This is a genomic window from Vibrio sp. Vb2960, assembly GCF_033337665.1.
Taxonomy (GTDB): domain Bacteria; phylum Pseudomonadota; class Gammaproteobacteria; order Enterobacterales; family Vibrionaceae; genus Vibrio; species Vibrio alginolyticus.
Genome location: NZ_JAWORD010000015.1, coordinates 68,535 through 82,191, shown reverse-complemented (window position 1 = coordinate 82,191; position 13,657 = coordinate 68,535). Strand labels below are relative to the sequence as shown.

General features: G+C 44.4%; 15 protein-coding genes. 7 read left to right on the top strand and 8 right to left on the bottom strand.

What is annotated here, in order from left to right:
* The first annotated feature begins 714 nt into the window (after nucleotides 1–714).
* Nucleotides 715–1,950, top strand: coding sequence for a sodium/glutamate symporter (gene gltS / locus R7O03_RS14470; protein ID WP_005392050.1), 1,236 nt, complete (start codon nucleotides 715–717; stop codon nucleotides 1,948–1,950).
* 100 nt (nucleotides 1,951–2,050) lie between these two features.
* On the opposite strand, the gene R7O03_RS14465 is transcribed toward gltS (R7O03_RS14470), so the two are convergent.
* The 3 genes from R7O03_RS14465 to R7O03_RS14455 are packed head-to-tail and all read right to left on the bottom strand — an operon-like array spanning nucleotide 2,051 to nucleotide 4,106.
* A complete protein-coding gene (locus R7O03_RS14465) occupies nucleotides 2,051–2,881 on the bottom strand; it encodes a hypothetical protein (RefSeq protein WP_318131796.1) in 831 nt (276 codons plus the stop codon).
* Nucleotides 2,881–3,738, bottom strand: coding sequence for an ABC transporter ATP-binding protein (locus R7O03_RS14460; RefSeq protein ID WP_005383221.1), 858 nt, complete (start codon nucleotides 3,736–3,738; stop codon nucleotides 2,881–2,883). Before R7O03_RS14460 ends, R7O03_RS14465 begins: the two co-directional genes overlap by 1 nt.
* Complete coding sequence (locus R7O03_RS14455) at nucleotides 3,735–4,106, bottom strand: GntR family transcriptional regulator (RefSeq protein ID WP_005374444.1); 372 nt, start codon at nucleotides 4,104–4,106, stop codon at nucleotides 3,735–3,737. The genes R7O03_RS14460 and R7O03_RS14455 overlap by 4 nt, the downstream gene beginning before the upstream one ends.
* A 413-nt stretch (nucleotides 4,107–4,519) precedes the next feature.
* Here R7O03_RS14455 and gltS (R7O03_RS14450) point away from each other — a divergent pair, with 413 nt between their 5' ends.
* Together gltS (R7O03_RS14450) and R7O03_RS14445 are read left to right on the top strand one after the other, a co-directional pair.
* Nucleotides 4,520–5,746, top strand: coding sequence for a sodium/glutamate symporter (gltS, locus tag R7O03_RS14450; RefSeq protein WP_017821044.1), 1,227 nt, complete (start codon nucleotides 4,520–4,522; stop codon nucleotides 5,744–5,746).
* 154 nt (nucleotides 5,747–5,900) lie between these two features.
* A complete protein-coding gene (locus R7O03_RS14445; protein ID WP_213912022.1) occupies nucleotides 5,901–6,767 on the top strand; it encodes a glycerol kinase in 867 nt (288 codons plus the stop codon).
* Between the two features lie 90 nt (nucleotides 6,768–6,857).
* On the opposite strand, the gene nagB is transcribed toward R7O03_RS14445, so the two are convergent.
* On the bottom strand, nucleotides 6,858–7,658 hold the full coding sequence (gene nagB, locus R7O03_RS14440; protein WP_005374441.1) for a glucosamine-6-phosphate deaminase: 801 nt from the start codon (nucleotides 7,656–7,658) through the stop codon (nucleotides 6,858–6,860).
* Nucleotides 7,659–8,032: 374 nt separating this feature from the next.
* Here nagB and R7O03_RS14435 point away from each other — a divergent pair, with 374 nt between their 5' ends.
* Complete coding sequence (locus tag R7O03_RS14435) at nucleotides 8,033–8,284, top strand: DUF3081 domain-containing protein (protein ID WP_005374440.1); 252 nt, start codon at nucleotides 8,033–8,035, stop codon at nucleotides 8,282–8,284.
* Between the two features lie 147 nt (nucleotides 8,285–8,431).
* On the opposite strand, the gene R7O03_RS14430 is transcribed toward R7O03_RS14435, so the two are convergent.
* Complete coding sequence (locus R7O03_RS14430; protein WP_005374439.1) at nucleotides 8,432–8,785, bottom strand: DUF413 domain-containing protein; 354 nt, start codon at nucleotides 8,783–8,785, stop codon at nucleotides 8,432–8,434.
* A 149-nt stretch (nucleotides 8,786–8,934) separates the two neighbouring features.
* Between R7O03_RS14430 and R7O03_RS14425 the strand changes: the two genes are divergently transcribed.
* Nucleotides 8,935–9,828 (top strand): LysR family transcriptional regulator, encoded by an 894-nt coding sequence (locus tag R7O03_RS14425; RefSeq protein WP_005374436.1) that lies wholly within the window; start codon nucleotides 8,935–8,937, stop codon nucleotides 9,826–9,828.
* Between the two features lie 81 nt (nucleotides 9,829–9,909).
* On the opposite strand, the gene R7O03_RS14420 is transcribed toward R7O03_RS14425, so the two are convergent.
* From R7O03_RS14420 to R7O03_RS14410, 3 genes are all read right to left on the bottom strand, one after another.
* Nucleotides 9,910–10,605, bottom strand: coding sequence for a pirin family protein (locus R7O03_RS14420; RefSeq protein ID WP_318131795.1), 696 nt, complete (start codon nucleotides 10,603–10,605; stop codon nucleotides 9,910–9,912).
* Between the two features lie 9 nt (nucleotides 10,606–10,614).
* Nucleotides 10,615–11,058 (bottom strand): DoxX family protein, encoded by a 444-nt coding sequence (locus R7O03_RS14415; protein WP_005374434.1) that lies wholly within the window; start codon nucleotides 11,056–11,058, stop codon nucleotides 10,615–10,617.
* 326 nt (nucleotides 11,059–11,384) lie between these two features.
* Nucleotides 11,385–11,588, bottom strand: coding sequence for a hypothetical protein (locus R7O03_RS14410; protein WP_017633816.1), 204 nt, complete (start codon nucleotides 11,586–11,588; stop codon nucleotides 11,385–11,387).
* A 194-nt stretch (nucleotides 11,589–11,782) separates the two neighbouring features.
* Here R7O03_RS14410 and R7O03_RS14405 point away from each other — a divergent pair, with 194 nt between their 5' ends.
* Both R7O03_RS14405 and R7O03_RS14400 read left to right on the top strand, forming a co-directional pair.
* Complete coding sequence (locus R7O03_RS14405; RefSeq protein WP_031780807.1) at nucleotides 11,783–13,150, top strand: AlkA N-terminal domain-containing protein; 1,368 nt, start codon at nucleotides 11,783–11,785, stop codon at nucleotides 13,148–13,150.
* On the top strand, nucleotides 13,147–13,629 hold the full coding sequence (locus tag R7O03_RS14400; RefSeq protein WP_005374431.1) for a methylated-DNA--[protein]-cysteine S-methyltransferase: 483 nt from the start codon (nucleotides 13,147–13,149) through the stop codon (nucleotides 13,627–13,629). Before R7O03_RS14405 ends, R7O03_RS14400 begins: the two co-directional genes overlap by 4 nt.
* The last annotated feature ends 28 nt before the right edge of the window (nucleotides 13,630–13,657 follow it).

Below are 13,657 nucleotides of genomic sequence, written 5' to 3'. Positions count from 1 at the left end.
TCTAGGGCGTTTATCAAGACCTCTTGGATAAGAACGGCGGTGAAGTTATTAGCTATGCATCGTATTCTAAGAAGCTTACTGAGTAACTGTGCTTCGATCTTTATCTGTGAAAATGATAATAGGCAGTTAATCATTGCAAGGTTTAACCATGGGGTTGGTGAATGTCACTGAATTGAAGAAAATTATCAGCGATATGTTATAATCCTGCTCCGTTGTGACGAAAACGTTTGTTGCAGCCTGAGAGTTTCCTTGGATTCGGCTCGTTTATACACCATGAGCCAGAGTTGAAAAGCTACGACAGGAACAGGCAAACCCAATTGTTTTGAACGCGCTCTCGGCGTTTAGCGGTTACAACGGGAAGGAACTTTGTTTGATAGTAATTGACACATTCTGTTTAAGTAAGGGAGCCCGAAGTGGTTCAGAAAGTGTCACCCAGAATTTACTCACAACACGACACCCCAAGCGATAACGCACAGGTATTGCGAGGGGCCATTTGAAGGAGCTGTATCAGCTCCTTTCACATTTAAGGGCTTGCTAACAGCGTAAAAACTGACACATCGCTTAAGGAGCGCCCCTTAAACTAGCCTAAGGCGCATCTACACCAACTTTTTGAGTATTTTCGAAACAATAAAGCGAGAAAATTTGCTATTGAACGAAGGTTAAACTAACACTCATTCATTACGGAGAATGAAGAGAACAATAATAAGAGGCGATATGAATCATTTAATATCTGTAGGTGCACTGGAGTCCTTCTTGGTCGCAATCAGTGTGCTTTTCCTGGGGCATTTTATTAATGCTAAGCTACCGATTTTAAAGAAATTCAACATACCTGAGCCGATTGTAGGTGGTCTTATTGTGGCCTGCATGATTACTGCTCTTCATTTCAACGGCATCGACTTAGAGTTCGACTTGCCATTACAAAATACGTTTATGTTAATGTTTTTTGCGACGGTTGGTTTGGCCGCAAATTACACTCAGTTGATGAAAGGAGGTGCGAAGGTTTTTATCTTCTTAGCTGTCGCATCGTTTTACATCATCATACAAAACGGCGTTGGCGTTTCACTCGCGGCGGCGCTCGGTTTAGATCCTTTGATGGGGTTAATTGCTGGCTCGATTACTCTGTCAGGTGGTCATGGTACAGGTGCTGCGTGGTCACAAACCTTTCAAGACGTGTATGGATTGGATAACGTCTTAGAAATTGCAATGGCATCAGCGACTTTTGGTTTGATCATCGGCGGTATCATTGGTAGCCCTGTAGCGCAGCGCCTCGTAGAAAAAAACAGCATTGAATCGGAGTATGGTCGTGGTGGTCGAGATGCCAAAACTCACGAAAAATTCCCTGAGTTGGTGACCTACAACGAATATGAAGAAGATAAAGTAACGGCGAAAAAAGTGGTGGAGAAACTCTTCTTCCTACTGATCTGTGTTACTGGGGCGAAGTATGTTGAGCAATGGGTTAGCACGTATGAAATCTCATGGTTGATGATTCCAGACTTTGTATATGCGCTGTTCATTGGTGTGATCATCACGAACTTCTTGGAGGTGACCAAGCTTCGTAAGTTAGATGCAGAAACCGTCGATATGCTCGGTACCGTTTCTTTGTCATTGTTCTTGGCGATGGCATTAATGAGCTTGAAGTTATGGAATATCTTTGACTTAGCGATTCCATTCTTGGTCATTTTAGCTGTGCAGTCTGTGGTCTTAGCTATCTTCACTTACTACGTTACGTTCAAAGTGATGGGAAGCAACTATGACGCTGCGGTTATTGCAGGGGGGCACTGCGGTTTTGGCTTGGGTGCAACCCCAACAGCGGTAATGAACATGGGTTCGATCGTTAACCGATTTGGCCCGTCGCCACAAGCATTTATGGTGGTGCCAATTGTGGGCGCTTTCTTTATCGACATCGTCAACTTAATTATCTTGCAAGGCTACATTTCATTCCTTGGTTAAAGTTAAGTGGATGAGCTCCTAGAGGCGAAGTAAAAACGGTCACAACACTGGTTGTGACCGTTTTTTTATGACTTGGTTTGGTCGTTTATTGAACGAAGCATTATTGGATAGTTCGGCTGAACTTGAGGCTAGCTGTCCAACCAAGAATACCAATGAAGGCGTAAATGCCAACGTTTAACCAACCCGCTTGAGGAATGGCATTGAATGGGTTTGGTGTAATAATGGCGTGCAGCGGAAGGTAAAGCACTTCGGAGAAAAACTGATCTAGCCCGTAGAAACCAAAAAGTGCGATAGGCATCCAACGCAGCGCATAAATGGCGATAAGCAAAATGACCAGTGGTGAGTTCACTTTTTGTGAAATAGCCATCGCAGTTAATGCCAGCGGTAACAGCAGAATACCGGCGAAAAACATTCTGATTAAAAACTCTCCCCAATGCAGCAGCACGTAACCTAACGAGGCTTGGCGGTACAATAAAGCCAGTTGGTGATCAGTAGAGATGTTCAGCAACCACAACATTAAATTTGCAGCGAGTACGAGCACCGAGCAGACGAGCGGAATCACCAATAAGCCAAATCCTAGCTTCACTAAATGGGTTTTTATGTCACTGACAGGCATACTGCGCCAAAACATAATGCTGCCTTCCGCCCGTTCTTTGCGTAGCGTTCTTGGGAAGTACTGAACGGCTAACAAGATAGACAGCAGCCCTGCTCCTCCGGTAATCAACGTATTGACATCATCACCAAGCTCTTTGTGAATGTCACTGACATCGCCACCAAAGCTCATTTGGAAAAACATATTGTGTTGTAGAGTGTCGTTACTCATTAAACTCACAAAGAGAATAACTCCACACGCCAACACAAACAGTGGAATACGTAAAACAAGAGGGTTTTCTAACCACTCTTTTTGCAACATCGCGACAACTGAACGCATTACGCTGCCTCCTTCTGCAATGCTAAAAATAAATCCGCTAACTTCACCCCATGGATGGAGCCCATTGTTTCTGCTTGTTGGGCATACTGGGCTTTGAGTAACCATTTCGTTGAACCGAGGCCTTTTTGTGACGAGAGTGGGTTCATCGCTTCAATTTGTGTGCGGTGCTCGTCGTTGGCTTCAAGAATGAAATAGTCTTCACTGATACTGTCCATCGAGGTTTGCAGAACGGGGCGACCATGCTTAAGAATCAGAACATCTGTCAGCAAGTGCTCAATCTCTGATACTTCATGACTGGCGATGATCAACACGCGCTCGCCGTCGTGAAACCATTCCAATAAGTGACGATAAAACGTCTCGCGATACACGAGATCTAACCCGAGTGTCGGTTCATCCAATATGAGGATTTGGGTGTTGGTCGCGATCACAATCGCGAGGTGTAATTGCACCTTCATCCCTTTGGATAAAGATTTGATACGCGCACGAGGTTTGATGTCCGTTTGACGAAGTAGCGTATCTGCTTGGGCGCGATTGAACCCTGGGTGCACGCCCTCGGTATAGTTAAGCAGTTGAGCAACGGTCATCCAATCTGGCAGAACGTTGACATCCGAGATGTAGGATAAGCTCTGCATTATCTTGTCGCGTTGCATAATGGGTTCAAATCCGTTGATACGAATAGTGCCCTGATATTCATGTGCACCGAGTAGGGCATTAATAAGCGTTGATTTACCTGCGCCATTATGGCCGAGTAAGCCAAGTACTTGTCCTGCATGTAGGTCGAAACTCACTTCATGCAGTGCTTCTCCTTGTTGCTGATATTGCTTGGAGACGTTGTTTACACTGACTAATGCGCTCATTGGTCACCTTTCAAGTGTGGTTTTAGTTGTTGAATGAATTCGTCGAGTGACATATCCAGACGCTGTATTGTGTCGGCTATCTGCGGAATTTGTTGCTGAAGAAAACGTGCCTTCTCGTCTGCGAGTAATTTGAGCTTTGCTCCTGAAGCGACAAACATACCTTGACCGCGTTTTTTCTCCACTAGCCCGTCATCAACAAGCAATTGATAGCCTTTCATAACGGTGAGGTGGTTAATTTTCATATCTGCAGAGATGCTACGGACGGAGGGCAGAGCATCGCCTTCTTGCCAGACACCTTGCAGTATTTGCTGCGTGATCTGGTCTGCCAACTGTCGAAATATCGGTTGGCGATCATGCCAATTAGTCATGAGTGAATCTCTTGGTTGAGATGGTGTTATATATATGTATAACACCTAGTGTATTAGAGAGAAAGTAATAATTTAAAACCTAGTGTATCCGCCTGTCTCATTCGCTCTAAATATCCACCTATGTGGTCGTTGTTTTGAGGTTTTGTTTTATATGGAAATTAATTGCTTCTCATAAGTTGAGAAGTGTTGTTTTTCTCTTCCCATCAATACACTTATCACCTGTTCTAAATGAATATTCTCACTGAATGATAATTAGCATAATTTTAGGTCTGCCTATTTCTTACTTGATGAGAATTGATGGTCAAAGAGGCCTAGAAAACAAAAGTTTCGAGAGGCAATCTGACTGGCTTAGGCACCTATCTCACGTTGAGCGCGTGCTCAATGAATGAGAAAGAGTAGAGTAAAGAGGTCTCATGAATCAGGTAATATCTATCGGCCCACAGGAGTCGTTCCTCGTCGCAATTTGCGTGTTGTTTTTAGGGCAGTTCATCAATACCAAGTTACCAACCTTAAAAAAATTTAATATTCCAGAGCCAATTGTTGGTGGTCTAGTGGTCGCTTGCGTCATCACGACGATGCACTTAAATGGTGTGGATGTCTCCTTTGATTTACCACTGCAAAACGTCTTTATGCTGATGTTTTTTGCAACCGTTGGCTTAGCGGCAAATTACACCCAACTGATTAAAGGCGGTGCGAAGGTTTTCATCTTCCTAGTTGTGGCATCGGTCTACATTCTTATCCAAAATGCGGTCGGCGTGTCCTTAGCAACAGCGTTGGGGTTAGATCCACTCATGGGGTTGATCGCCGGATCCATTACGCTTTCTGGCGGACATGGAACTGGAGCTGCGTGGTCGCAAACTTTTCAAGAAATGTATGGTTTGCATAATGTTCTAGAGGTGGCAATGGCTTCTGCTACATTTGGCTTGGTGATGGGCGGGATTATTGGCAGCCCTGTTGCACAAAAGCTACTAAACAAACACAACTTGGAATCGGAATACGGACGCACCAATCAAAGTCATCAGAGTTTCCCTGAACTGGTGACGTACAACGAACATGAGGAAGATCGTGTCACAGCGAAAAGAGTCGTTGAAAGCTTGTCCATCATTCTACTTTGCGTGACAGGCGCGAAGTATCTCGAGAGTTGGGTAAGCAGTTTTGACATCAAGTGGTTAATGATTCCCGATTTTGTTTATGCGCTGTTTATTGGTGTTGTTATCACTAACATCATGGAAGTGACGAAGGCGCGCAAGGCTGATTTAGAAACCGTTGATATTCTTGGCACGGTTGCACTATCTCTATTTCTTGCCATGGCCTTGATGAGTTTGAAATTGTGGAATATTTTCGATCTTGCGATCCCATTCCTTATTATTCTTGCTATTCAGTCGGCAGTGTTGGCGATGTTCACTTACTACGTAACATTCCGCATGATGGGAGGCAACTACGATGCGGCGGTGATCGCTAGCGGACACTGCGGTTTTGGGTTAGGTGCTACACCGACTGCGGTCATGAATATGGGCTCCATCGTGAGTCGATATGGTCCATCACCACAAGCATTTATGGTGGTTCCAATTGTCGGTGCATTCTTCATCGACATTGTGAATTTAGTGATTTTGCAAGGATGCATCGCTTTTATTAAATAACATTCGCTTTTTTACCGAAATAACAAAGCCAGCACCTATACGCTGGCTTTGCTATTTGTAACACGAAATCTTGTTTGCCTGACTTCAAGCCGTGAAATCAATGCGTTACTATGACGACATAGTGTTCAATTTTGCAGCAGCATGAGGTACCCACATGTCTGAAAAAATATCGACGTCGGCATTAGCGAAAATGCGCAAGGTAGAAGCTAAGCTGCTGTTTGCCGATCTCAAACGTGCAGGCTACATCGTTCGCCAAGATGAAAAGTGGATTTTGACCGAAGAAGGGGCAAAGTTTGGCGGTGAGTATGTGGATCACCCTAAATTTGGCCAGTTCATCGTTTGGCCGACCAACTTACATATTGAGCTGACTCCCAGCTCAGGGAAAACATTGAGCGCGACACAACTGGGTGAAAAGCTGAAATTGAATGCGAAGCGCATGAACCAGCTTTTGAGTGAACTGGGTTGGTTGACCAAATCCGAAGAGGGATGGAGTGTCACAGAAGCTGGTGTGCGCGCTGGTGGGCAGCAAAGAACCGATAAAGAAACACAAAATACCTTTGTCGTATGGCACGATGTGGTGATGCGTAACAAGCGTCTTAAGCAGTCTGTCATTGAGTTTTTAGGGCAAGACGCGGAGTCACATTCTACGGATAAATCGTACTCAAGCTTTCGCCAAAAATTTGAAGCCAAGCACCGAACATTAGATGGGCATTACGTGCGCTCTAAGGGGGAGTTGCTCATCGACAACTGGCTGTACTTGGCTGGTGTTGTGCACGCTTATGAGCGTCAGTTGCCGATTGACCAAGATGTCACTAGCGATTTTTACTTGCCAGGTGGCAAAGTCTATTTGCAATTTTGGGGAAGTGACGATGGGGAGATGGCTCAGGCCGACCGTGAGACCATTCGTACTGTTTATGAGCAGCATCATTTCAATCTTATCGAAGTCGAACCGAGTGAACTAGACAAGTTGGATGAAGTGCTTCCTAAGCGTCTTCGTCAGTTTGGTATTAAAGCTTATTGACGACTTAAGCCCGCTGTTCAGATAAGAAAAAACCCGTGTTCAACACGGGTTTTGTATTTTTAGTGTGTTTCTAGGCTGCCATCCTATGGGTTAAAAGCCTTTGATGTTTTCTGCTTCTAGCTCAGAGAAGTACTTCACTGTCTTCACTTTCAGTTCTTGTTGAGCTGGTTCGTCGCATACGATCACCGCTTTAGGGTGAAGTTGAAGAGCAGAAACTGTCCATAGGTGGTTTACACAACCTTCCACGGCTGCTTCAAGTGCCTGAGCTTTGTTATGACCAGTGACCAAGATCATCACTTCTTCTGAGTCTAGAAGCGTACCAACACCGATAGTCAGCGCGTATTTAGGCACTTGGTTGATATCGCCGTCAAAGAAGCGAGAGTTCGCAATGCGAGTGTCTTCAGTGAGGGTCTTGATGCGAGTACGAGAAGAAAGAGATGACGCTGGCTCGTTGAACGCGATGTGACCGTCGTTACCCACGCCGCCCATGAACAGGTTGATCTTGCCGTAAGACTTAATTTTGTCTTCGTAACGCTTACATTCTGCGTCGTGATCGTCTGTGTTACCGTTCAGTAGGTTGATATTTTCTTCTTGAATATCAATGTGATTAAAGAAGTTGTTGTACATGAACGAGCGGTAAGATTCTGGGTGATCCGCAGGGATGCCAATGTACTCATCCATGTTAAAAGTCACGACGTTTTTGAAGCTGACTTCGCCGGCTTGGTAAAGCTCGATTAGGGCTTTGTAGGTTGCTAGAGGAGTGCCACCAGTTGGTAGACCCAGAACGAATGGACGCTCAGCAGTAGGTTTAAAGTCGTTGATACGCTTAGCGATATGCGCAGCTGCCCACTTACCTACTTGTGCTGCTCGAGTTAACGGGATAAGTCTCATTTTGTGCCCCTAGTTATTGGAATTAACGATGTACTGAAACATTAATTCGCATTATAAAATAAGTAATAGCGAACTGCTATTGTTTTAGGTCAAAATTTTGCTTTTTCTTTAACCAATGTTGGTTTTGTCGACGATTTTTATATCTAAATGCTTTTATAAGACGATTTTTTACAAAGAAATTGCATTATGAAACTGACGAATCAATAGATAAAATTTATGATCTAAATTAAGTTCTGCCTTCGCACTTAACCTTGTTTTTTAACAACCTACAGAGTGCGAAATCGCACACGAACTTCAAATATTATGGGTTAGATATGGCATGGCGCTCATTCTTTAACCATAATTGAAATGTGTAAACCAGTGAGGAATTCGGTATGAAAAATGAGTTAGATCCGAGCAAAGTACTACAGGCTTACGAATGTGTGATGAACAACGGTACGCCAACCGAATTTGGTAAAATGTATGAAGGTGTAGAAGCGTTTTCTGACTACGATGGGTACAACGTTTTCTTGAGAGGGAATGGTGTTGAGCTAAAAATTGGCTTCCACAACACCTATCACTTGGAATATGACCAAGAGCATTTGAAAGAGAGCTTTCTGAAAAAGATTGCGACGCTCGCCAAGTAAACGGTCATCACCCAAATATTAAAAAAGCCCTTGGGAGAATGCCCCCTTGGGCTTTAGGAGAAGAAATGAGCTTGTCTTGCTCGCTCAGTAAAGTCAAACGAGCTTTCGCCTACTGCTAGAAAAAGGCGAGAACTAGGTTATTGGTTATTAATCGTCTTCAACCAAACTCTCTTCAATGTATTCTTCTGTGGCGTCAGGCTTGTTACGACCATTTAGCGTATGGAAGCGCTTGCGACCACGAGCAAGTTGGGTGTACTTTAGCCACGTACGCTCAAGTTTTGTTTTTGCTTTGCCCGGGTTTTCTAACACCTTGATGAAGTGTTTCTCTTCGCTGTTTTCAGGTGTTAATTCGCCTGACTCTAAGCCAAGCATTGTATCCCCATAAATTGTTAGGATTTCCTCTTCTGAAAGAGTAAAATCGCCAGACTTTGCAAAGCCGCGTGGGAATTTTACGTTATCGTAAAAACGTTTTTTGCCATGACGGAATTCAGTGTCAGACATGTCAACAGCCTCTGTAACCGTTATTGATGAATGTAGTGAACTTACGGCGAAAATTAGGCTTAAATCTAACAAAAGAAAAACAAAACTTTTTTGTCGTCATGATTTTAATTAGTTGTTAATCTGGTTTTATATTAACCAGGAGATGGTTTATGGATGTAAAAGTCTTTCGAACATTTTTAGAGCTGGCAAGAGTTCGTCACTTCGGACGTGCTGCTGAGAACCTTTATATTACCCAAGCCGCTGTGAGCGCACGTATCAAACAATTGGAAAGTTACTTCGATACGCAATTGTTTATTCGTGATCGAAATAACATAAAGTTGACCTCTGCAGGTGAGCGCTTAATCAGCTATGCCGAGGTAATGGTCACTACATTGCAACAAGCGAAGCTAGAATTATCGCTTGAAGATGGCAAAGCGCTGCAACTAACGTTAGGTGGCACGCCAAACATTTGGGACGCTTATTTACAGAATTGTTTAAGTGTCGTCACAGATTCGTTTGGTGGTTATGGCTTCATGGCAGAAGTGATGGGACGTGAGATGCTCAGTCGTAGCTTGCTAGAGCGCACGTTAGATATGGCATTTGCGTTCGATCAGATCAAAGCTGATGAGCTTAACTGTAAAAAAGTGGCAGATGTTGTTCTCGTTCTGGTATCAACTGAGAAAGATTCTTTAGACACCGTTTTCGAAAACAAATATGTGTACGTTGACTGGGGGACGCGTTTCTCCTCAGAGCATTCTGAACGTCACCCTAAGATTCCGGCTCCATATTTACGCACTTCAACAGCGCGTATCGCATTGGACTTTATTTTAGAGAAGGGTGGAGCCGCGTACTTACCAATCTCTCTCGTGGAGCCATTTATCGCTAATGGGCAGCTTCACAAGGTGTCTGGAGTAGAAGATTGGTGTCGCCCTATCTATTTGAGCTATCGTAAAGCTAGCTCGTCTGTAGACGCGATTAAGCAAGTGGAAGAAATTGTCAAAGAGATCGATCCACTGACCGCTTACAGTTTTCAGCAAATTGGTTCTGGCACTTCCGACGAATAGCGTTGAATGAAAAGTCAGAAAAACGAAAAAGCCGCCTTGAGAAATCAAGGCGGCTTTGTTTTTATCTCGATGAATCGATAGTTATGGTAAGTCAAACAACAGGGCTGTTGTGCTTTCGTTTGATGTATTGCGCAAAACAACCTTACTCTGGTGTTCAACCTTCGCGCCGTCGCCAGCCGTCAAAGTGGTATTGTCGACACTAAGGCTCCCAGTCACTTGATGGATGAATAGATTTCGGCCCGACTCAATCTCAAAGTTTAGTTCGCTACTTGGCTCAAGAATTAACTGATGCAAAGTCGCATCTTGCTTAATAAGTAGCGTGACGTTTTCTCCAGTTGGAGTTGCGATAGTCGTTAACCCAGGATTGCGACCAAAATCTTTTTGCTGATAACCTGGCTTGGTTCCAAATGTGTTCGGTTGAATCCAAATCTGTAGAAACCGCAGCGTATCTTGGTTCGATGCATTGTACTCACTGTGGTAAATCCCTTTCCCTGCCGACATGAGTTGGAATTCACCTGCAGGTAGTGTTTTGACGTTGCCTTCACTGTCTTTGTGTGCGATAACACCTTCCAACACATAGCTGATGATCTCCATATCACGGTGGCCATGTGTATCAAAACCCGCGCCAGGCTTGACTACATCGTCATTAATGACTCTCAGCTCAGAAAAGCCCATATGTTGAGGATCGTAGTAGCTACCAAAAGAAAACGTATGTTTGCTATCAAGCCAGCCAGAGTTTGCTCGACCTCGGTCTGCTGCATGTCTTACCGTAATCATAAGGCCTCCTTAAGAGAGCTTTTTGTTTAAAAAGTTATCTAACGCTGCTTTACCTGCGCCAGAGAACGCCAGAGAAACGCTTGCTGCCAGTAATGCTAAGCCAAACTCGTAACCGTTGTTTGCCATGAACAGGCCATTCTCAAAGTGGACAGAGAATATCGCTACCACCATCGTGAACGCCAAAGCAACCGCTGCTGGTCGAGTTAGCAGACCAAGTAAAATGAACAAGCCGCCAAAGAACTCTGCGCTGCCCGCAAGTAACGCCATGAGTACGCCAGGACCTAAACCGATAGATGCCATCCACTGACCTGTGCCTTCTAGGCCGTAGCCACCAAACCAGCCAAATAGTTTTTGTGCGCCGTGCGCCATAAAGATAATGCCGATTGGAACGCGAAGTGATAGTGCGCTGTAACCTGCGTTTGATGTGGTAATTTTCTGTAATAGTGCTTTCATGATTCTGTCCTCTGACTCTTTTCAATGAGTGGGAAGCGTGTGCTCCCGTGCTGTTGAGAACAGTTTAGGTAGAGGCGAACATAAAAATAACGGGAGGATTTTGATAAACTCGTTCTAAAAAATTGAATGATTGGTTTTTATTTATTTAAATCAATGTCTTGATTTTTATATTCGGGTGTTTATTTGCCGATTATTTTCTGTTTTAAATCAAGGTCTGTCATTATTTTCGATAAACATTTTTGCTGTTAAACAAAAAAAAGAGCACATGTACTGTGCTCTATTGCTTTCGCTTTTAACAAGGGAGAAAGGTGTGTTAAAGAAAACCGTCAGAGGTTCATTAAGCTCTCTAATGACTCCTCTACATTGTTGTAGTGATAAGTTCGAATATTACGTCCATCCGTCGCATTAATCTGAATTTCTGAGATCTCGTTATCTGAGTCTCGTTCGATAATTCCAATAGAATGATCTACGGATTTACTGGTAATAACCTTTTGGTTTCTTAATACAATTACGCAAGTATGTAAGTCCATGCCAATTCCCTTTAGCCGACGTTGTTGTGATGTTCTGGATCTAACTTTAGTGTACAAAAGCGCTAATGCCAATAAATCTCAATATTGAGTTCCGAAAATGGCTAATTGTGGGCGCTTAAGCAAGCTACAATAACACTATATTGAACGATGCCTATGAACAATAAATGACAAAAGGCATGAGCAAGGAAAGCACTATGTTTATTCACCCCCATACCTCACTGACCTTCGAGCAGTGTCACAAGGCGCGAGTCGCGCGAGACAGTCGTTTTGATGGGCGATTTTATGTGGCGGTAAAAACAACGGGAATCTTTTGTCGTCCGATTTGCCCGGCAAATTTGCCTAAAGAAGAAAATGTTGAGTATTTCGCTGATAAGACGCAAGCCCTTCAAGCAGGGTACCGTCCGTGTTTACGCTGTCGACCTGATAGCGCGCCTGGATCTTGGGCATGGAAAGGTGTCGAGACGACCTTTCAACGAGCGATTTCGTTAATTGATAGAGGGGAGTTGCATCACCATTCGGTGTCTGAGTTGGCTGAGCGTGTTGGGATTTCTGACCGTTACTTACGTATGTTGTTTGAGCAGTATCTAGGTATGTCACCCAAGCAGTATGCGCAATATCAGCAACTAATGTTCGCCAAACAGTTGCTTCACTCCAGCTCTATGTCGGTCACCGACGTGGGGTTTGCGTCAGGTTTTAACAGTACGCGCCGCTTTAACGATGCTTTTCAAAAGTTTCTCAAACTAACGCCTTCTCAAGTACGCCGTAAAGAGTTTGATGGTGCGGGTTGCAATCGAATTGCCTTACCTTATCGAGGTGAGTTGAATTGGTCGCACATGTTGGACTTCTATCGTTTGCGAGCGGTTGAGGGGGTTGAGCTGGTGAGTGATGAGAGTTATCAGCGCAACGTTTTTTTGGATGACAGCAAAGCCTGGTTTAAAGCGACAAAAGGTGAAGGATACTTAGAACTGGCGTTTGAAATTGAAGACGTAACGAAGCTGCAAAACTTGGTGTCTGACATTCGTCGTATGTTCGATCTTGACGCTGATATTTGTACTGTTGAGCAGCATTTGGAGTATGTCGCGCCTGGGCTCGTGTCGAGTAAAGGTATTCGTATTCCTGGTGTATGGAATGCATGGGAAGCAGGGGCTAGAGCGATTTTAGGCCAGCAAGTGTCGGTTAAAGCTGCGATTGGTCAACTTAACTTATTGGTGGCCACACTTAGTGGTGAGTCAGAAAAACGTTTTTTCCCGACTCCCAGTGATATTGCAAACGCCGACGTGAGCTTTTTGCGCATGCCGCAAAGTCGTAAAGAGACGCTAGTGCGCTTCGCTCAGTTTATGCAGGACAACTCAGAAGCTGACCCCCAGCAGTGGCTAGCTTTGAAAGGCATTGGACCTTGGACCGTCAGTTATGCTCAACTGCGAGGGCAATCTCAACCCGATTGCTTTCTAGATAAAGACTTAGTGGTGAAAAAGGCGATGCAGCGTTACCCATCACTGAATACGCACACTGCGGCCCCTTGGGGAAGCTACGCGACGTTTCACTTATGGAATCAATCATGAAAACATTTTATACCGAAATGCCGAGTCCACTAGGAACGGTGACTATCCAATCGAACGCTGAGGGCTTGCTTGGCATTTGGTTTGAAACATGCACCACTAAGCCTAGTGAGCTGGGAGTGCGAGACGAGCAGCATCCGGTTTTGCGCCAAGCTGTCACCCAACTGGATGAATACTTTGCTGGTCTGCGCAACGAATTCGACTTGCCCCTTGCAGCGACAGGCACTGATTTTCAAAATCAAGTTTGGCAGGCACTAACGACCATTCCATATGGGGAAACGTGGAGCTATCAAGATCTTGCGAATGCGATAGGTAACCCTAAAGCTGTGCGTGCTGTTGGGTTAGCAAATGGGAAGAATCCGATTTCTATCGTGGTACCTTGTCATCGCGTTATTGGCAAAAGCGGAAAACTGACTGGATATGCAGGTGGAGTGGAGCGCAAGCAACGTTTGCTCGCGCTGGAGCAAGGTACACCGCTTTAAGTGAAGCGATTCTCATATTGGGATTAAG

Coding starts and splice junctions, on each gene's coding strand:
- gltS (WP_005392050.1), top strand. CDS start 715: ATGAATCATTTAATATCTGTAGGTGCACTGGAGTCCTTCTTGGTCGCA.
- R7O03_RS14465 (WP_318131796.1), bottom strand. CDS start 2,881: ATGCGTTCAGTTGTCGCGATGTTGCAAAAAGAGTGGTTAGAAAACCCT.
- R7O03_RS14460 (WP_005383221.1), bottom strand. CDS start 3,738: ATGAGCGCATTAGTCAGTGTAAACAACGTCTCCAAGCAATATCAGCAA.
- R7O03_RS14455 (WP_005374444.1), bottom strand. CDS start 4,106: ATGACTAATTGGCATGATCGCCAACCGATATTTCGACAGTTGGCAGAC.
- gltS (WP_017821044.1), top strand. CDS start 4,520: ATGAATCAGGTAATATCTATCGGCCCACAGGAGTCGTTCCTCGTCGCA.
- R7O03_RS14445 (WP_213912022.1), top strand. CDS start 5,901: ATGTCTGAAAAAATATCGACGTCGGCATTAGCGAAAATGCGCAAGGTA.
- nagB (WP_005374441.1), bottom strand. CDS start 7,658: ATGAGACTTATCCCGTTAACTCGAGCAGCACAAGTAGGTAAGTGGGCA.
- R7O03_RS14435 (WP_005374440.1), top strand. CDS start 8,033: ATGAAAAATGAGTTAGATCCGAGCAAAGTACTACAGGCTTACGAATGT.
- R7O03_RS14430 (WP_005374439.1), bottom strand. CDS start 8,785: ATGTCTGACACTGAATTCCGTCATGGCAAAAAACGTTTTTACGATAAC.
- R7O03_RS14425 (WP_005374436.1), top strand. CDS start 8,935: ATGGATGTAAAAGTCTTTCGAACATTTTTAGAGCTGGCAAGAGTTCGT.
- R7O03_RS14420 (WP_318131795.1), bottom strand. CDS start 10,605: ATGATTACGGTAAGACATGCAGCAGACCGAGGTCGAGCAAACTCTGGC.
- R7O03_RS14415 (WP_005374434.1), bottom strand. CDS start 11,058: ATGAAAGCACTATTACAGAAAATTACCACATCAAACGCAGGTTACAGC.
- R7O03_RS14410 (WP_017633816.1), bottom strand. CDS start 11,588: ATGGACTTACATACTTGCGTAATTGTATTAAGAAACCAAAAGGTTATT.
- R7O03_RS14405 (WP_031780807.1), top strand. CDS start 11,783: ATGTTTATTCACCCCCATACCTCACTGACCTTCGAGCAGTGTCACAAG.
- R7O03_RS14400 (WP_005374431.1), top strand. CDS start 13,147: ATGAAAACATTTTATACCGAAATGCCGAGTCCACTAGGAACGGTGACT.